We start from the raw sequence: 18,512 nt of genomic DNA, 5'->3' as shown, positions 1-18,512 counted from the left end.
GATCCGCGCGCCCGCCGGTTCGGCAAAGGTCACGAGATCCGGTCGCCGAGCGGAAGGCCGGTCAGAAGGTTCTGCGGCTTCACCCGCACCACCCGGTCCGGGCCATGGGCGAGGATCAGCAGCACTGGTTCGCCGGCGACCCGGTCGAGCACCCGGTCCCGGTCGAGGATATGCATATGGAAGAGTGCCACGACCCGGCCCGCATCGTCTGGCGGCAAGGGCGTGCCGTTCCAGACCGCGTCGCCGATCCGCGTGGCATCCGTGTCGAGGCCCACGTACCAGGCGAGCGGCCCGTCCACCCGCGGGATCGCCTCGATGCGGACCGGCAGGTTCAGCATGTGCAGCACGAAGTGTTCGAGCGCCCGGGCGAAGCCGTCGCGCGCCGGGCCGCCGAGGCGGAAGTCGATCACCGTGTCGAAGGCGTCCGACCGCGCCCGGTACCCGTCCGCCGTCTCCGGCGCCAGCACGTCGAGCGAACGGGCGCTCGCGTCCTCGAACAGCGCCGTCAGCGGTGAGCCGTGGGCGGCCGGACGCGGGTCGCCCACCCGCTCCTCGTCGGCAAGGAGCAGCCGGCCTTCGTGGATGGTGAGCCGCTGGGGGCGGAACAGGAGTTCGGCGGCGCGAAGCACGAAGGCATTGCGCTCCATGTTGAGCGCGTTGCGGAGGATCACGTGGACGAGTTGCTGCAGGAAGAGCGGCGGCGTGCCCTGGGTGCCGCGGCGCGCGAGGTCGAGATAGACCGCTTCCAGGGTCGGGTGGGCGAGGAGCCGGTCCCGGAAGGCGAGGAGCACGCGCCAGTTCTCGCGGGCGTCCGGATCGTCGAGGTCGTCGATCCAGTCCGGCTCCACCGCAAGGCGCGGCTCGGCCATCAGCCGGGCGTGCAGCGTCCGCTCCGCCGGGCCGGCGTCCGGCGGCGGCACCACTTCCGGACGGGCCAGATAGAGGCGGAGGAAATCGTCCGTGACGACGAGACCGCCGCCGTCGGAGCGGTCCGCCAAGTGATGGCCGGAGGAGACCCAGAAGTCGCCGCTCATGACCACTCCGGACGGGCGGCGAGCGCCGCGAGATCGACGGTCGCGTCCGGCGCGGCAGTGTCCGCGTCGGGTGCATCGTCCGGCACGGCCACGATGGCGTTGAAGAGGCCGCGGGAGAAATCCGGCTTCGGCTCGCTCCGGTGGAGGGTGCGGAACCGCTCGCGGATCTCGCCGTCCTCCACGGCCCGGGCGACCGCGACGGTAGTGCCGACCGGCAGATCGGCCAGGCTTTCGGCAAAGGCCAGTTCGTCCTCCGCGGCCGCACGGGCGGCATCAGGGGATGGCGCGCCATACTGGGCGAGGAGGTGATCGGCGAGCGACTCGATCGCGGCGGCTCGCGCCGCCGGCGTCACCTCCGCGACGGTGGCGAGGGTGGAACGACCGAAGCTGCCGATTCCGAGAAAGCCGGACCGGAAGGCCTGGCGGCGCTTGCCGGCAAGAGCCGCCGGGTCCTCGCCCCAGAAGGCGAACGCACCTGAAACGGCGATCTCGCCGGCCGGCGCGGCGTGCTCGAACACGAAGGCATCGGATTCGTCGAGCCGTTCGACGAAGAGAAGCTTCAGAGCCATGGGGTCTCCGTGGCGGGATCAAGCCAGGTCGCGATCTCGGCCGTTGCGGATAAGTCCGCAACCCGCTGTCCGGTTCCGTCGATCAGGGCCCCAGCGTCATCAAGCCGCAGGTTCAGGCCGCCGGCCGCGCCGAGCCGCGCGAGGACGCTGCGGCCGATCGGGTCGAACCCGTCGGTCAGCCAGCGATCGACACCGGAGAGCACGTGGGCCGACAGGAGCTCGGCGAAGGCCGCTGGGTCGAGTGCCTCGACGCCCTCCTCGACAAGCGTGCTGCCCCGCGTCCATTGCCCCGGCTCGCCCGCCGCCGCGTCGATCCTGACCATGAGGCCCAGCACCACAGTGTCAGGAACCGCGTCCTGCGGCGTTGCCGGCACCGCGGCGAGGCGGGCGCCGCCGACGATGACGCCGTTGAGGGTCACCGCATCCGGATAGGCGATGGCGACGAGGGTGCCGGGCGGCGCGATGGCGACGAGCGTCGCGGCAAGCGCGTCGACACCGAGGAGAAGCAGCCGGCGCGCGCTTGCAAGCGGCGCCTCCGGCTCGAACACGATGGCGATGTCGAGAAGGTCCGGGCCGAGCCGGTGCACGAAGCCCCCTGCCCCGAGGTCCGCGGCCCTCCGGCAGGCGTCGGCGAACGCGCCACGTCCCGCCGCCGCCCGGACCGGGCGGTAGACGGGAGGAAGGACGAGGCTGTCGTCCGGGTGAGACTGCGCGGGCACCGATCGTCCATCCTGCCGAGCCGACCGGCCGCATCCCACGGGGACGAAACCGGAATCCGGCAAAAGCCTTCCCATCGCCTTATATAAGTTCGTAACTATGTGTCGACCACCCCCGCAAGGCCTCCCGCCAAGCCAGGATCTCATGACGGCTCCCTCGACGACGCTCCTACTCTGCTCCTGCGAGGACACGCAGCCGCTCGATCCGTCCGCCATCCGCCAGGCCTTCCCGGACGCCCGGGTGGTCACCGCCCGCCATGCCTGCGGCCTCGACATCGACCGCTTCCGCGACGCGGCCGCGGGCGGCACGGTGCTCGTCGGATGCACCGCCATGCGCCCCCTGTTCGAGGCGACCGCCGAGGCGGAGGGGCTGGCGGGCGATATCCGCTTCGCCAGCCTGCGCGAGGCGGCCGGCTGGTCGAGCGAAGGGGCGAGCGCCGGCCCGAAGATGGCCGCGCTTCTTGCCGCCGCCGCCGAGACCGCCTCGCCCCCCGCGCCCGTCACCTTCGAAAGCGCCGGCCGGACGCTGGTGATCGGCCGCGACGCGGCAGCCGTCGACGTCGCCCGCCAGCTGCAGGGCCGGCTCGACGTGACGCTCGTCCTTCCGGCGCTCGCCGCCGTGCTGCCGTCCCGGCGCGACGGCTTCGCCCTCCTGGAAGGCCGGGTGCGCCGCCTCGCCGGCTACCTCGGCGCCTTCGAGGTGACGGTCGACGGTCGCCGGGCGGCGGCGCCGTCGTCCCGCGACCACGTGCGCGTCGGTCCGGTGGCGGACGGCGTGACGCTCGGCTTCGACCTCGTGGTGGACCTCTCCGGGGGGACGCCGCTGGTGACCGCCGCGGACCTCCGGCCCGGTTACCTCCGCGCCGATCCGGGCAGCCGCGACGCCGTGGCGGCCGTGGTGCTGGCGGCGACGGATCTCGTCGGCACCTTCGACAAGCCCCGCTATGTCGCCTTCGACGCGGGGCTCTGCGCCCACTCCCGGTCGCGGAAGACCGGCTGCACCCGCTGCCTGGAGGTCTGCCCCGCCGGCGCCATCGCGCCGGCCGGCGACACGGTGGCGATCGACCCGATGCTTTGCGCCGGCTGCGGCTCCTGCGCCTCCGTCTGCCCGACAGGCGCCGCGTCCTACACCCTGCCGGCGGCGGACGCCCTGATGCGTCGCCTCCGCGCGCTGATGCTCGCCTTCGCGGCCGCCGGCGGCAGGCGGCCGGTGGTGCTCTTCCACGACGAGGACCACGGCGCCGACCTCATCGACGCCCTCGCCCGCCATGGCGACGGTCTGCCGGCGGCGGTGCTGCCGGTGGCGGTGAACGAGATCACACAGGTCGGTCCCGAGCAGCTGGCCGCCCTCTTCGCTTACGGGACAGCGGCGGTGCGCTTCCTCGCCCGCGCCCGGCCGCGCCACGATCTGACGGCGCTCGACCGGTCGGCGGCCCTGATGGAGCCGGTGCTGGCCGGTCTCGGCTTCGGCAAAGGCCTCGTCGGCCGCATCGAGACCGACGACCCGGACGCGCTGCTTTCCGCCCTTCGCGCGGTTGAGGGCGGCGTCACCGCCGATCCGCCGGCCCGCTTCCAGCCGGCCGGGCCGAAGCGCCCGGTGTTCGACGTGGCGCTCGCCCACCTCCACGCGGTAGCGCCGACCCCGGTGGACGCGGTGCCGCTGCCCGCGGGCGCGCCGTTCGGCCGGGTCGTTGTCGACACGGACGGCTGCACGCTCTGCCTCGCCTGCACGTCCGCCTGCCCGACCGGCGCCCTCGGCGACAACCCGGACCGACCGATGCTGACCTTCGAGGAGAGCCTCTGCGTCCAGTGCGGGCTCTGCGCCAACACTTGCCCGGAGCGGGTGATCACCCTGGAGCCGCGCCTTGCCTTCGCGCGCGCCGGCGCCCCGCGCCAGGTGATCAAGGAGGAGGAGCCGTTCGCCTGCATCCAGTGCGGCAAGCCGTTCGGCACCAGGTCCACCATCGAGAAGGTGGCGGCGAAGCTCGCCGGAACGCACTGGATGTTCAGCGGCCCCGGCTCCCGCGCCGACCTCGTGCGCATGTGCGACACTTGCCGGGTGACCGCCGTAACGCGGCAGGCGCTCGACCCCTACGCGGGGCCGGACCGCCCGAAGCCGCGCACCTCCGACGACCACGTGCGCGCCCGCCTCCTCGACCGCGAGACCGACGGCACGGCCTGACGGCCGCCTTGGCTACGGCTGCAGGGCCGGCGCCCGGTCGTCCAGGCTCTCCAGGTAGGCCTCCGCCTCCCGGACGATCTCGGCGCGGCGTTCGTCGGAGAAGCGCGCGAGCGTGCGGTAGGGCATCGCGAGGCGCGGATTGCGGCCAAGGGTCGGCTCGTTGACGAGGAGGAAGTGCCAGTAGAGAAGGTTGAACGGACACGCGCCCGGTCCGCTCTTCACGGCCGGGCTGTAGACGCAGCCGGCGCAATAGTCGGACATCCGGTCGATGTAGGCGCCGGACGCCGCATAGGGCTTGGACGCCAGCAGCCCGCCGTCCGCGAACATCACCATGCCGTGCACGTTCGGCAGTTCCACCCAGTCGTAGGCGTCGATGAAGACGGCCAGATACCATTCCTCGATCTCGGCCGGCTCCACGCCCGCCAGCAGCGCGAATACGCCGGTCACCATCAGGCGCTGGATGTGGTGGGCGTAGGCGGTGCGGCGGATGTCCTCCACCACGGTGCGGATGCAGTTGAGGTCGGTCTCGCCGCTCCAGTAGAACCACGGCAGCCGGCGGCGCGCGCCGAGCGCGTTGATGGCCGCGTAGTCGGGCATGTGCAGCCAGTAGATGCCGCGCACATACTCCCGCCAGCCGAGGATCTGGCGGACGAAACCCTCCACCGCGTTGAGCGGCGCCCGCCCCGCCCGATAGGCGGCTTCGGCGGCGGCGCAGGCCTCGCGCGGGTCGAGGAGGCCGACGTTGAGATAAGGCGAGATGAGCGCGTGGAAGAGGAAGGGCTCGCCCGCCCGCATGGCGTCCTGGTAGGTGCCGAAGCGCTCCAGGCAGTCGGCGACGAAGTGGTCGAGCGCCGCCAGTGCGTCCTCGCGCGTCACCGCCCAGCCGAAGGGCTCCAGGTCGCCGAAATGGTGCGGGAAGCGGCGGGCGACGAGGACCAGCACCTCGGCGGTGATCGGGTCGGGCGGCGTGCGGCGCCGCTTCGGCACCGGGATGTCGCGCGGCAGGCGGGCGCGGTTGTCGTGGTCGAAGTTCCACTGGCCGCCCACCGGCTTTTCGCCGTCCATCAGGATGCCGGTCTCCCGGCGCATCTCCCGATAGAAATACTCCATGCGGTAGCTCTGCCGGTCCGCCGCCCACCGGCGGAACCGTCCGCGTGTGGCGAAGAAGCGCGTGTCGTCGCGGATCTCCACCTTCACGCCGAGGTCAGCCTCCAACGCGCGCATCATCTCCAGGACGCGCCACTCGCCGGGCTCGGTGAGCACGATGCGCTCCGGCCGGTGGCGCGCGACGGCGCGGGCGATCTCGCCCGGGAACGATCCGGTGTTGCCGGCCTCGTCCAGCTGCACATAGTCCACGGTCACGCCGTCGCGGCGAAGCGCCTCGGCAAAGTGGCGCATGGCGGCGAGCACGAAGGCGATCTTCTGCTTGTGATGGCCCACATAGGTGGTCTCGTCGGCCACCTCCGCCATCAGCACCACGTCGCCGGCGGCAAGATCGGACAGGCTGGCGAGATCGCGGCTGAGCTGGTCGCCGAGAACGAGGCGGAGCGCCGTCATCGGGACAGGGCGCCCGGCCGGTCTGCGGTCCGCCGGCCGGTGTCGCGGCAGCGGTCCGAGCAGAAGCGCACCGCCTCCCAGTCGCGCGCCCACTTGCGCCGCCAGGCGAACGGGCGCTGGCAGGCGGCACAGATCTTGGTGGGGAGGTCGGCCTTGCGGCGCATCTTGGGCATCGGGGATCGGGCGCGGTTTCGGGGATGCGGGATCGGATGGGTGGTGCGCGCTGCATACGGACCCGACCGGCATGCGGATTGCCCGCCCTGTGTCACGACCGACAACGCGTCCCGCCTCACCTTCGCCGGTCCACCCGCATGGGCATGCCGTCCGCAGGCCGCAGCGTGATGCGCTGCACCGGGCGCGGCGGTCCGTCGCCCGCATAGGCGAAGCGCAGGCGGTGGACGAGCGTCGTCAAGACGATCATCGCCTCCACGAGGGCGAACTGGGCGCCGACGCAGATGCGCGGACCGGCCCCGAACGGCAGGAAGGCGAAGCGGTCGATGCCGGCGCGGGCCGGCGGCAGGAAGCGCTCCGGCATGAAGCGCTCCGGCGCCTCCCAGAGCAGGCGGTGGCGGTGGAGCACGTAGGGCGCCACCACCACCGTGGCGCCCTTCGGGATCGCCACGTCGCCGACCCGGTCGTCCGCGATGGCCGCGCGGGAGAGGGAGGCGACCGGCGGGTAGAGGCGCATGGCCTCCTCGATGACCGCGCGAGTGAGGTCGAGCCCCGTGCCGGAGAGCGCCGCGCCGACCCGGTCGTCCGCCACCGCGTCCGCCTCGCGTTCCACGGCGTCGAGCACGTCCGGGTTCTCGGCGAGGAGATAGAGCGACCAGGTCAGCACGTTGGCGGTGGTCTCGTGGCCGGCGCCGATGAAGGTGACGATGTTGGCGCCGACCTCCGCCTCCGTCAGCCCGACGCCGGTTTCCGGGTCGCTCGCCCGCAGAAGCGCAGTGAGAAGGTCGGCCGGGGCCTCGTCGGCCCGCTCCAGTTCGGCGCGGCGGGCCTTGATAATGCGGATCACCTCGTCCTCGAAGAAGCGGATCGCAGGCCGCGCCATCAGCCGGCCGAGGCGCGGCACGAAGGCCGGGGCGCCGAGCACGTCCAGCGGATCGATGCGGCCCTGGGTCTCGAAATAGCGGGTGAGCGCCTTGGAGAAGGCCGAGGCGCCGCCGGCGATCGTCTCGGAGAAGAGCGTGGCGGCGAGGATGTCGTAGGTGACGCGGGTCATGTCGTGGGTGATGTCGAGCACCCGCCCCGGCCGACGGCGCGCCATCCGCTCGGCGAGCGCGAGGGCCGGCCCCTCCATGCGCGGCGCGAGGGCCGCCACAGCTTTCGGGGTGAAGAGCGGCGCCACCGTCCGCCGGGTGCGCTTCCACACGTCCCCCTCGGCGGTCAGCAGCCCCTCGCCGAGGCCGGGCGCGAGGACAGAGCGCTGCAGGTCGTCCTTGCGGTAGTTCGCGACATTGTCGACGAACACGTGCCGGATCGCCGCCGGATCGTTGAGCACCACCGCGTGGCCGAGAAGGCTCTTGCCGGACACCACCGGCCGCTCGAAATGGATCCGCCGCCAGATGGTCAGCGGGTTGCTGCGCAGCCGGAGGAGAAGCTCCGCATAGCCGAGCTCGCGCGTTCCCGGCACCGGCGCGGGCGGCACGGGACGATGGGCAAAGCTCGGTTCGGCGATGGCGGCGGTCATGGGCAGGTCCCTCGGCACGGCGGACGGCACCGCACCGGCAGCGGCCGCCTGACCCTAGACGTAGGGCTTTCGTGGGCGAAGTCGAAAGGAGGATGGCGCGCGAGCCGGGTGACGGATCCGTGACTGACCCATGTCAAGGCCGGGCGCCAGCGGCGGCCGATAGGATGACGGCACCGCATACCCCGCATCCGCAGGAGAAGCCCCATGCTGGACACGTCCCTGCCGCCCCCCTCGTCCGCCGACACCGTTCGCTGCCGGACCGAGGCGGACGCGCTCGGCTACGCCGGGTTCGATGCGATCGACCGCATGATGGCGGCGACCACGGGCGGGCTCACCGGCGGGCTGTCGCCCATGGGCCTCTCGCTCGCCACCCTGGATTGGGCGGGACATCTGGCCGGATCGCCCGGAAAGCGTGCCGAACTTGTGGTGAAGGCCTGGACGAAGGCGCTGCGCTTTGCCGTGCACGCGGCCCAGGCGACGGCCGACCCGCGGACGCCGCCGTGCATCGAACCCCTGCCGGGGGACGACCGCTTCACCGGCGAGGCTTGGAGCACCTATCCGTTCAACCTTTGGGCCCAGGGCTTTCTCCTGACGCAGCAGTGGTGGCACAACGCTACGCGCGAAGTGCCCGGCGTCTCGCCCCACCACGAGGACGTGGTGTCCTTCGCCGCCCGCCAGCTCCTCGACATACTGTCGCCCTCGAACATGCCGCTCACCAATCCGGAGGTGCTGGCCGAGATCGCCGCCACCGGCGGGGCGAACCTTCTGGAAGGCGCGCGGAACCTGGCGGACGACGTCGGCCGCGCACTGAACCACGCGCCGCCGCCGGGCGCCGACGCCTTCCGCGCCGGCGAGACCGTGGCGCTGACGCCGGGCACCGTGGTGGCCCGCAACCCGCTGATGGAGCTGATCCAGTACGCCCCGGCGACGGACGTGGTGGCGGCCGAGCCGGTGCTGATCGTCCCGGCCTGGATCATGAAATACTACATCCTCGACCTGTCCCCGGCGAACAGCCTGATCGGCCATCTGGTGGCGCGCGGCCACACGGTGTTCTGCATCTCCTGGCGGAACGTGACGGCGGAACACCGCGACTACGGCATGGAGGCCTACCGCCGGCTCGGCGTCGGCGCCGCGCTCGACGCCATCGGGGCGATCCTGCCGGGACGGAAGGTCCACGCGGCCGGCTACTGCCTCGGGGGAACGCTCCTCACCGTGGCGGCGGCGGCCATGGCGCGGCGCGGCGACGACCGGCTGGCGAGCGTCAGCCTGCTCGCCGCCCAGACGGACTTCACCGAGCCCGGCGAACTCGCCCTCTTCATCGACCACTCCGAGGTGCGCTTCCTCGACAGCATGATGTGGCAGCGCGGCTACCTGGATGCCGGCCAGATGGCCGGCGCCTTCCAGCTTCTTCGGGCGCGGGACCTGATCTGGTCGCGCCTCGTGCGCGCCTACCTGATGGGCGAGCGCGAGCCGATGACCGATCTGATGGCCTGGAACGCGGACGCGACCCGCCTGCCCTACCGCATGCACGCGGAATACCTGACCCAGTTCTTCCTGCGGAACGACCTCGCGTCCGGCCGCTACGAGGCCGACGGCTATCCGGTGTCGGTCCAGAACATCCGGGTGCCGATCTTCGCCGTCGGCACGGAGCGCGATCACGTGGCGCCGTGGCGGTCGGTGTTCAAGATCCACAACCTCGCCGACACGGACGTCACCTTCGTGCTGACGAGCGGCGGCCACAACGCCGGCATCGTCAGCGAACCCGGCCATCCCCGCCGGCACTACCGGATCCGCCACCACCCGGCGGACGCGCCGCTCGTCGGCCCGGACGAGTGGCTGGCCGGCACGCGGCCGGTGGACGGCTCCTGGTGGCTCGCCTGGGGCGACTGGCTCGACGCCCGCTCGGCCGCCAGCCGCGTGCAGCCGCCGCCGATGGGTGCGCCGGCGGCCGGCTACCCGCCGCTCGCCCCGGCGCCCGGCACCTACGTGTTCGAGCGCTGAGGCTTGCGCCGCCGTGTCGGCGTGGGTTCGGCCAGGAAGGCGGCCAGCGCCGGCCAGGCCTCGGCGAGCGTCCGGCGCCCCATGAAGAGGCCAAGATGGCGGCCGGGCACTACCATGGCTTGAACATCCGACGCGGGCGTTCCGAGCACCCGGCCTGCGGCGAACACCTGGGCGGGCGCCACCACCTCGTCGTCGGCGGCGGCGACGAGGCGGACGGGGCAGCGGATCGCCGCCAGGTCGGCCGGGCGCCCGAGCGCCGGGAAGGTGCCGGCGGGCAAGCGGTTCTCCTGGAAGATCCAGGCGACGCTGTCGAGGAAGAAGCGGCCCGGCAGGTCCACCGTGCGGGCCGTCCAGGCCTCGAAGCGCCGACGGAGCGCGGCCGTTTCGGCGGTGGTGTCGGCCGGGTCGAGCATCAGCGCGTCATCGGCGCCGACCGCGCCGGTCGCGCCGACCCAGGCCTGCGTGATGCCTTCGCCGAGCACCCGCCCGCCGCCCGCGTCGACCATGCCCTCGAAGAGGCCGAGCGGCGTCGCCCGCGCGCTCGTCGCAAGGGCGGAAGCGGCGGCCGTCGTATCCACCGGCGCGCCGGCGACGACGATCCGGTCCACCTTGGCGGGAAAGCGCGCCGCGTAGACCAGCGCCATCCAGCCGCCCTGGCAGAGGCCGACGAGCCGCACCCGGCCGCCGAGCTCGTCGACCGCCACGTTGAGGTCGGCAAGCAGGTTATCGACGGACAGAAGCCGCATGGCGGGGGTCGCCGAGCGCCACTCCGCCAGGAACAGGCGCCGCACGCCGCCGGCCTGGAGCGCCGCCATCAGGCTGTGCCCTTCGGCGAAGTCCGCGAGGGTCGCGTGATGGAGGGCATAGGGCGCAATCACGAGGGTCGGCACGTCGGCCGGCGAGGGATCGGCCGAATAGTCGCGGAGGATCAGCGCCTCGAGGGTGAGCCGCACCGTGTGCGGCGTCGCCCAGGCGGACGCCGGCTCCTCCGCCGCCTGTCCGAGGCCGGCCATCTCGGCCATCAGCCCCGCCGCCGCCCGGCTGGCCTCGGCGGCCATGCGGGCAGGCCAGAGGAAGAGATCGGCGCCGACCATGGTGCACCTCCCGATCATGGGACCCCGCCACCGTAGGGAGGCACGCCGATCCGTGTCGATGATCCATGTCATCATAGCCACGCATTGCGACGGCATGAGGAGCGGGGCGATCCCTATCGCCGCTGATCCAACGCAAGGCGCGGGATCCGCAGGCTGGTAGACTGCCGCACACATGGCTCCAGTCCTGCTCCCGAGGAGATCGCCCATGGCCGACGAGGCCGCTACGCCTGCCCGCGACCCGGGCCATGTGGTGGAGGACCAGTCCGAGGTGCTGGCCTTTCTCGCCCGCCCGGAGACCCATGGCCTCGACGCGCCGCCCGTCCGGATCGATACCCACGGCGCGGTCGTCTTTCTCGCCGGGCCGGACGCCTACAAGCTGAAGCGGGCGGTGCGCTTTCCCTTCATGGACTTCTCCACCCTCGCCTTGCGCCAGGCCGCCACCGCGGCGGAGGTCGCCGTCAACGCCCCCGGCGCGCCCGGCCTCTACCGCGGTGTCGTGGCGATCACCCGGGCGGCGGACGGCGGGCTTGAACGCGGCGGCGAGGGGCCGGTGGTCGACGTGGTCGTCCACATGCGCCGCTTCGACGAGAGCCTCACCCTCGACAAGGTGGCGGACCGGGGCGATTTGACGCCCGCGATGCTCGACACACTGGTGCGGCGGATCGTGGAGGCCCACGCCCGGGCGCCGCTCCGCCCGGCGGCGGCCTCGCCCACGTCGCTCGCCCGCTATCTGGCGCAGAACCGCGAGGCTTTCGCCGAGAGCCCCGACCTTTTCCCGCCGGCGCGCGCCGCCGCCCTTTCGGACCGGATGGAGGCGCTCCTTTCGCGGCTCTGGCCGCTGCTCGTCACCCGCGGCGAGGCCGGCCTGGTGCGCTGCTGTCACGGCGACCTGCACCTTCGCAACGTGGTGCTGATCGACGGCGCGCCCATCCTCTTCGACGCCATCGAGTTCGACGACGGCATCGCCACCTGCGACGTGCTCTACGACCTCGCCTACCTGATCATGGACCTGATCGACCTGTCGCTGGTCGCCGAGGCGAACCGGGTCCTGAACCGCTATCTTTCGGCGACCGACGACCGCAATCTCGACGGCCTCGCGGCGCTGCCGCTCTTCCTCAGCCTCCGCGCCACCATCCGCGCCAAGGTGACGGCCGCCGCCCTGCCGAGTCTCACGCCGGAGAAGCGCGAGCGCGCCGCCGCGGAGGCGCGAACCTATTTCGCGCTTGCCGAGACCGTCCTGGCGGATACCCCGCCTGTGCTGGTCGCGGTGGGCGGCCTTTCCGGATCCGGCAAGAGCACGGTGTCGGCGGCCCTGGCGCCGCGTCTCGGCAAGGCGCCCGGGGCGGTGCACCTTCGCAGCGACGTGATCCGCAAGACGCTCGCCGGTGTCGCCGAAACGGCGCCGCTGCCGCCGGAGAGCTACACGAAGGCGGCGTCCGACGCGGTCTACACGGCGCTGCGCGACCGGGCCGGCCGGGTGCTCGCCGCCGGGGCGAGCGTGGTGGTGGACGCGGTGCACGCGCGCCCCGAAGAGCGGGACGCGATCGCGGCCGTCGCCGCCGCCCATAGCGCGCGCTTCCGCGGCGTCTGGTTGGACGCGCCCGTCGAGACCCGGATGGCGCGAGTGGACACGCGCGTCGGCGACGCCTCGGACGCCAACGCCGAAGTCGCCCGCAAGCAGACCGACTACGACCTCGGCCCGATGACCTGGCTGAGCCTCGATGCCACCGGGGCGCCCGCCACCCTGGCGTACGCCGTCCTGAAGCGGCTCGATTCCTGACCGGTTGGTCGGGCCCTCAGGCCGTTGCGGCTTCCATGCGATGGATGCGCACCGGCACCGACTTGGCGGCCGGCACCTTGCTCTCCTCGGCGTGGTGCCAGAGCGGGATCAGCGGGTTGCACTCCGGATAGTAGCCGGCGCAGCAGCCCATCGGCACGTCGTAGCGCACCACCGTCAGACCCTCCACGGTGCGCCGGATGCCGTCGTCGACGGCGGTCTCCAGCGCGATAGTGTCGCCGTCCTGGAGGCCGAGGCGGGCCATCTCGAAGGCGCCGATCAACAGCACCTTGCGGGTGCCTTTGATGCCGCGGAAGCGGTCGTCATAGCCGTAGATGGTGGTGTTGAACTGGTCGTTCGACCGCACCGTGATGAGCTGCAGGACGTCCGGCGCGGTGGCCGGCGCATCCGGGTTCTCGTCCAGGCTCTTCGGCGTGGCGAAGGTGGCCTTGCCGGTGGGGGTGTTCCAGACCCGGTCTCGCGCCGGCAACGGCCGGTGGAAGCCGCCGGCCTGTCCCATCCGCCCGTTGAAGTCGCGGAACTGCTCCGGATAGGTCGCCTCGATGGCATCCCGAACCCGTCCGTAGTCCGCCACCCAGTCGTCCCAGGGGATCGTCGTGCGCTCGCCGAGCGTCGCCTTGGCGAGACCCGCCACGATCGCCGGCTCGGAGCGGAGCGTATCGGCGATCGGCTCGGCGATGCCGTGGGAGGCGTGAATGCAGGCGGTGGAGTCCTCCATGGTGACGATCTGCGGACCCGTCGCCTGCCGGTCGATCTCGATCCGGCCACGGCACGGCAACAGGTAGGCGACCCGACCGTTGTAGAGGTGGTTGCGGTTGAGCTTGGTGGCGATCTGCACGGTGAGGTCCAGCCGCTCCCAGGCCTCCTGCATGCGGGCGGTCTCCGGCACGGCGGTGAGGAAGTTGCCGCCGAGCGCGAGGAAGGCCTTCACGCCGCCGTCGATGATGCCCTCGCAGGCCTCCACGGTGTTGAGGCCCGTCTCCATGGGCGGTTCGAAATTATAGAGCGCCTTCAGCTTGTCCATGGGCACCAGGTCGGGCTTTTCCGAGATGCCGACCGTGCGCTGGCCCTGCACGTTGGAATGGCCGCGCACCGGGCAGATGCCGGCGCCCGGCCGGCCGATGTTGCCGCGCAGGAACAGGAGGTTGCAGGCCATCTGCACGTTCTCCACCCCGGTGCGGTGCTGGGTGAGGCCCATGCCGTAGATGAGGATGACCGCCTTCGACCGGGCATAGACCGCCGCCGCCCGCTCCAGCGCCGAGCGGGAGAGGCCGCTCACCGCCTCGATTCGCTCCCAGCTGGTCGCTTTCGCCTTTGCGGCGAAATGCTCGAAGCCGGCGGTGTGCTCGGCGATGAAGGCGCGGTCGAGCACCGGTTCGCCGCCGGTTGCCGTGTCGGCGGCGTCGATGGCGAGGATCGCCTTGGCGAGCCCCATCATCACCGCCACGTCGCCGCCTGCCTTCAGCTGGTGGTACTGGGAGGAGATGCGGGTGTCCTGGCCGGTGGTCATCTCCACCGGCGACTGCGGGTTGGTGAAGCGCTCCAGCCCGCGCTCCTTCAAGGGGTTGAAGGTGATGATCGGCACCCGGCGTTTGGCCGCCGCCTGCAGCTGGTGGAGCATGCGCGGGCTGTTGACGCCGACGTTCTGGCCGAAGAACAGGATGCAGTCGGTCTTCTCGAAGTCGTCCAGCGTCACGGTGCCGACGGGCACGCCGATCGACTTCGGCAGCGCCACCGACGTGCTCTCGTGGCACATGTTGGAGCTGTCCGGTAGGTTGTTGCAGCCGAACTGGCGCGCGAACAGCGACCACATGTAGGACGTCTCCAGCGACGCCCGGCCGGAGGCGTAGAAGACCGACGCCTTGGGGTCGATCGGCGCCAGCGTGCGGCCGATCTCGGTGAAGGCCTCCTCCCAGGTGGTGCGGACATAGCGGTCGCTCGCCCGGTCGTAGCGCATCGGCTCGGTCAGGCGTCCGGCGTTCTCCAGGTCGTGGTCGGCCCAGGTGCGCAGCTCCGTGACCGTGTGGGCCTCGAAGAACGCCGGCGTCACCGTCCGGGTCGTCAGCTCCCAGGCGGTCGCCTTGGCGCCGTTCTCGCAGAACTCCGCCGCCCGGGGCTCGGCCGGCTTGGCCCAGGCGCAGGACACGCACATGAAGCCGTCCGGCTTGTTCTGCTTCAGGAGCGCCACGCCCGCCCGCGCGATGTCGCCTTCCTCCACCAGGATGTGACTGACGGATTTCAGCGACCCCCAGCCGCCGGCCGGACCCTCGTAGGGGGAGAAGTCGGTGTCGTCGGGCTGGCTCATGGGGCTGTCCTCTCGTCGCGGGCGACCGCCCGGCGGCCGCAGGCCCCGGACGGTGGTCTCAACCTTGAAGACACGAGCCCGCCGATCGTTCCCGGCGACATCGATCGACGCGGCATCAGGCCGGTGGCTGGTGGACGATCTCGTGGATGAACTGCAGCTTCTCCATCACCGGCACGGAGAGCACGAACGGATAGAGGTCCGGCTGGCCCATGGAGCGGTTGAGGCTATTGATGGCGACCGTGAGCGGCACCCAGGCGTCGACGAGATCCTGGGCGTTCGCCGCCGCGTAGGGCTGGAAATCCACCTCCCCCGCGAGGTCCTCCGCGTTGCGGATGCGCGGCCGGATCTTCAGGCCGAAGGCGCGTGCGGTCTCCAGGGCGTCCACCATGTGGATGTAGTGCGCCCAGGTCTCGGCGAAGTCTTCCCAGGGGTGGGCGGTGGCGTAGGTGCTGATGAAGCTCTGCCGCCAGTCGGCCGGCGGACCGTTGGTATAGTGGGTCTGCAGCGCCTCGCCGTAGTCGCGGCTCTCGTCGCCGAAGAGCGCGCGGAACTGGTCCACGTTGCCGCGGTCGCGGACCAGGCGGTCCCAGTAGTAGTGCCCCACCTCGTGGCGGAAATGGCCGAGCAGCGTGCGGTAGGGCTCCATCATGGCGGTGCGCCGCGCCTCGCGCTCGGCGTCGTCCGCCTCGGCGATGTTGATGGTGATGAGGCCGGCGTCGTGGCCGGTCAGCACCCGCTCCACGGTGCCGTCCGGTGCGGTCACGTCGGCCAGGAAGTCGAAGGCCAGCCCCTCCTCCGGGTCCTCGGTGCGGTCCGGCATCGGCAGGCGCCAGCGGAGCAGCGAGTAGAAGAGGTGGTGCTTGGCCAGTTCCATCTTCCGCCAACTTGCAAGGTTGGAATCGACCGTGAGGTCCGGGACCGTGCGGTTGTGCCGGCAGGCGATGCAGAGCGTGGTGTCTTCGCCCGCCGGGACCAGCCAGTTGCAGGCGTCATAGCCGGCGTTGTCGCAGAAGACGTAGGGGCGGCTGCGGTCGCCGAGCGCCGTGAAGGCGTCGCCGTCGGGCTCGACCGCGCTGAGGAGGGTGTGTTCGGGCAAATAGCCCAGGCGGAAGCCGCAGTTGACGCAAACGGTGTTTTCGAAATGGACCGGATTGCGGCAGTTCTGGCATTCGAACAGCTTCATGGGAGGGTGCGTCCGTCGCGGGTCTGGAAGGGCTGGGGCCGGGCGACGCCGATGGGCCAGGATCCGGCGGCGTCATCTCACGATGATGCCCGTCCGGATCCGCCCCCGTCTCGTTCGGGCCGCTTGCATGCGAGCCAAGAACGGCCGACCCCCTGAAAGGTTGCGCAGGCCGCCTTGGACTTTTGCGGAGAAGCCCGGTTGGCGCGGACCCGCTCCGCCGTCTCCACAGAGGCGCCTTGGGAAAGGAACCTTGGCCGTGACCGTGCGTTTTGCCGCTGCGATTCCCCCCGCGCGCTCATGGCACGCGGGGTTGGGCGCGGTCCGGTGGGCAGATGACCGATCGGCTCTAGACCGGTTCCGTCCATGCCGCCGGCACGTGCGCCAGACCCCCGGATGGCGGTCCTGAACGGATCCCGACGGGCTAGAACTTACAAGAGGACCGCGCATCTGACCAAGCGCTTCGAAAGGAAAATGAGCAGAGGCTGGAACGAGACTGAAGCTGAGACGTTGACATGGCATCTTCCATTCAGATTGCGGATGTCAGTCTCATGTCGAACCACGACGGGCTCAAGTCCGATATCCTGAAGCTTGTGCCGCCTCTTCGCGCATTTGCACGCTCCTTGACGCAGAATGTTTCTGACGCCGACGATCTTGTTCAGGAGACACTTCTGAAGGCCTACGCGAACCTGGACAAGTTCACGCCAGGGACGGCCCTTCGGCAGTGGCTTTTCACCATCATGCGGAACACCTTCTACAGCGGCTTCCGCAAATGGGGCCGCGAGGTGACGATCTCGCCGGACGGGGTGGTGGACACCGGGTCCGCGCCGCCGGAGCAGGAGTGGTCGGTCTATGGCGGCGAGATCGCCGTGGCGCTCGCCGCCCTCCAGGCGGACCAGCGGCAGGCGATCCTGCTCGTCGGCGCGATGGGCGTCTCCTACGAGGAAGCCGCCGAAATCTGCGGCGTCGCCGTCGGCACGGTGAAGAGCCGGGTCAACCGCGCCCGGGCCCGCCTTGCCGAACTCCTCCACCTGGAAGCTTCAGCCGCCCTGCCGGCCGGATCGGTCCGCGGCGCTCGCACGCCGACGATGAAGCAGTACGGCGCCCTCGCCGCCACGCTCTGAAAGGCGGCCTCGGCCCCGAATTCCTTCAAGGATTCAAAGCCGGTCCGGCCCGGGAGGCATACCGACCCTAGCCCACCTTTGCCTCTTGGATGCCGTGCAGGACTCCTGTCGTCTGCGTCGGGTCACAGAACGTTTTCTCTCCCGAAGGGTTCGGGATTGACAAGCGGGACGGTGAGACGGCGCATGAATGGTTGGCGGACAGCCGCGCGGCTGGAGGGATCCTGTTGAAGGCGAAGGACTATATCTGGCCGGTTGTCGGGGTCGGGGCGGCGGTGTTCTCGGGCTGGTTGCTCTACAAGGAGGTCCGCGGCCTTTCGCTGGACGATCTTGTGGACAGCATCGCGGCGATCCGGCCGCACCAGTGGGCGCTCTCCGTCCTCGGAGCCGTGGTCGCCTACGCGGCGCTCGCCGCCTACGACCGGGTCGCGCTGATGCATCTCGGCCGCCGCCTGCCGTGGCCCTTCGTGGCGCTAACCTCTTTCACCACCTACGCTCTTTCCCACAACATCGGCGCCTCGGTGCTCTCCGGCGCGGTGATCCGCTACCGGGCCTACACCTCCCGCGGGCTGACCGGCGGCGAGGTTGGGGTTTTGGTGGCGCTTTGCTCCATGACCTTCATCATAGGCGCGGTTCTGCTGATCGGGCTCCTATTGATTCTGGAGCCGCATGTCTTGCGCCGGTTCGTGGAAGATGCGCCGCTCGGACTTGCACGGGGCGCGGGCGTTTTCATCTTTGCGCTTCTTGCCCTCTACGTCTGGGGAAGCCTTAAAGGACTGCCGCCGATCCATCGCTGGGGCGTGGTCGTCCAGTATCCGCGGCCGAACGTGGTCGGGTGGCAGCTGGTGGTCGCCCCGATCGAGATCATCGGGGCCGCCGCGATCATCCACTTCGCCCTGCCGGAGGCCGGAAATCCGGGCTATTTCGTGGTTCTGGGGATTTTCGTCACGTCCTTCTCGGTGGCGCTTCTCAGCCACGCGCCGGGCGGGCTCGGGGTCCTGGAACTGCTCTTCCTCACCGGCCTGCCGGAGATGCGGGAGGCGGACGTGCTGGCCGCGCTCCTCGTCTTCCGGCTCCTTTATCTGCTGATCCCGTTCGCCCTTTCCATCGTGGTCGTGCTCCTCTTCGAGCGGCGGCAGTTCGCCCACGGACGGCTGAGGCCGGCCGAACGGCGGGAATGAGGACATCTTGTCGGCGACATCGGGGCATTTGTCGCGCTTGTAGCCCGCGTCTGTAGCCCTTGTAGCCGGCGCATGTAGCCG

The 18,512-nt window shown here is 71.0% G+C and carries 14 protein-coding genes; 5 read left to right on the top strand and 9 right to left on the bottom strand.

All coding sequences use genetic code 11. From position 1 onward, the window contains the following. Window positions 1-29: 29 nt before the first annotated feature. From BUQ68_RS19325 to BUQ68_RS19315, 3 genes are read right to left on the bottom strand one after another with little or no spacing between them, the layout of a single operon-like run. Entirely contained in the window at window positions 30-1,034 is a 1,005-nt protein-coding gene (locus BUQ68_RS19325) for a DUF6352 family protein (RefSeq protein WP_075217661.1), read from the bottom strand. Then, window positions 1,031-1,603, bottom strand: coding sequence for a DUF6505 family protein (locus tag BUQ68_RS19320; RefSeq protein WP_075217660.1), 573 nt, complete (start codon window positions 1,601-1,603; stop codon window positions 1,031-1,033). Before BUQ68_RS19320 ends, BUQ68_RS19325 begins: the two co-directional genes overlap by 4 nt. Next, window positions 1,594-2,322 (bottom strand): biotin/lipoate--protein ligase family protein, encoded by a 729-nt coding sequence (locus BUQ68_RS19315; protein ID WP_075217659.1) that lies wholly within the window; start codon window positions 2,320-2,322, stop codon window positions 1,594-1,596. Before BUQ68_RS19315 ends, BUQ68_RS19320 begins: the two co-directional genes overlap by 10 nt. Window positions 2,323-2,464: 142 nt before the next feature. Between BUQ68_RS19315 and BUQ68_RS19310 the strand changes: the two genes are divergently transcribed. Continuing rightward, window positions 2,465-4,501: a 4Fe-4S binding protein gene (locus BUQ68_RS19310; RefSeq protein ID WP_075217658.1), complete on the top strand. Its 2,037-nt coding sequence runs from the start codon at window positions 2,465-2,467 to the stop codon at window positions 4,499-4,501. A gap of 12 nt (window positions 4,502-4,513) precedes the next feature. Here the strand turns inward: BUQ68_RS19310 and BUQ68_RS19305 are convergent, their stop codons facing one another. The 3 genes from BUQ68_RS19305 to BUQ68_RS19295 form a co-directional block, all read right to left on the bottom strand. Next, window positions 4,514-6,058 (bottom strand): cryptochrome/photolyase family protein, encoded by a 1,545-nt coding sequence (locus BUQ68_RS19305; protein ID WP_075217657.1) that lies wholly within the window; start codon window positions 6,056-6,058, stop codon window positions 4,514-4,516. Beyond that, window positions 6,055-6,231, bottom strand: coding sequence for a DUF2256 domain-containing protein (locus BUQ68_RS19300; RefSeq protein ID WP_075217656.1), 177 nt, complete (start codon window positions 6,229-6,231; stop codon window positions 6,055-6,057). Before BUQ68_RS19300 ends, BUQ68_RS19305 begins: the two co-directional genes overlap by 4 nt. A gap of 116 nt (window positions 6,232-6,347) precedes the next feature. Beyond that, window positions 6,348-7,751: a cytochrome P450 gene (locus tag BUQ68_RS19295; protein ID WP_075217655.1), complete on the bottom strand. Its 1,404-nt coding sequence runs from the start codon at window positions 7,749-7,751 to the stop codon at window positions 6,348-6,350. 204 nt (window positions 7,752-7,955) lie between these two features. Between BUQ68_RS19295 and BUQ68_RS19290 the strand changes: the two genes are divergently transcribed. Next, on the top strand, window positions 7,956-9,752 hold the full coding sequence (locus BUQ68_RS19290; RefSeq protein ID WP_075217654.1) for a PHA/PHB synthase family protein: 1,797 nt from the start codon (window positions 7,956-7,958) through the stop codon (window positions 9,750-9,752). On the opposite strand, the gene BUQ68_RS19285 is transcribed toward BUQ68_RS19290, so the two are convergent. Further along, complete coding sequence (locus BUQ68_RS19285) at window positions 9,734-10,846, bottom strand: alpha/beta fold hydrolase (protein ID WP_075217653.1); 1,113 nt, start codon at window positions 10,844-10,846, stop codon at window positions 9,734-9,736. The genes BUQ68_RS19290 and BUQ68_RS19285 overlap by 19 nt on opposite strands. Before the next feature lie 205 nt (window positions 10,847-11,051). Between BUQ68_RS19285 and BUQ68_RS19280 the strand changes: the two genes are divergently transcribed. Then, entirely contained in the window at window positions 11,052-12,626 is a 1,575-nt protein-coding gene (locus tag BUQ68_RS19280) for a bifunctional aminoglycoside phosphotransferase/ATP-binding protein (protein WP_075217652.1), read from the top strand. Between the two features lie 16 nt (window positions 12,627-12,642). Here BUQ68_RS19280 and BUQ68_RS19275 read toward each other — a convergent pair whose 3' ends face one another. Next, window positions 12,643-14,949, bottom strand: coding sequence for an FdhF/YdeP family oxidoreductase (locus BUQ68_RS19275; RefSeq protein ID WP_075217651.1), 2,307 nt, complete (start codon window positions 14,947-14,949; stop codon window positions 12,643-12,645). A gap of 115 nt (window positions 14,950-15,064) precedes the next feature. Beyond that, window positions 15,065-16,132 (bottom strand): zinc-binding metallopeptidase family protein, encoded by a 1,068-nt coding sequence (locus BUQ68_RS19270; RefSeq protein ID WP_075217650.1) that lies wholly within the window; start codon window positions 16,130-16,132, stop codon window positions 15,065-15,067. 620 nt (window positions 16,133-16,752) lie between these two features. Here BUQ68_RS19270 and BUQ68_RS19265 point away from each other — a divergent pair. Next, window positions 16,753-17,253 carry a sigma-70 family RNA polymerase sigma factor gene (locus BUQ68_RS19265; RefSeq protein WP_245293323.1) on the top strand — a complete coding sequence of 167 codons (501 nt, stop codon included), beginning with the start codon at window positions 16,753-16,755 and terminating at the stop codon, window positions 17,251-17,253. Between the two features lie 224 nt (window positions 17,254-17,477). After that, window positions 17,478-18,431, top strand: a complete 954-nt coding sequence (locus BUQ68_RS19260; protein WP_075217648.1) for a lysylphosphatidylglycerol synthase transmembrane domain-containing protein — start codon at window positions 17,478-17,480, stop codon at window positions 18,429-18,431. Window positions 18,432-18,512 lie beyond the last annotated feature (81 nt).

The organism is Mongoliimonas terrestris (assembly GCF_001927285.1).
Taxonomy (GTDB): domain Bacteria; phylum Pseudomonadota; class Alphaproteobacteria; order Rhizobiales; family Pleomorphomonadaceae; genus Chthonobacter; species Chthonobacter terrestris.
The sequence above is the reverse complement of the archived record's forward strand: the minus strand, read 5'-3'. Positions and strand labels throughout refer to the sequence as shown.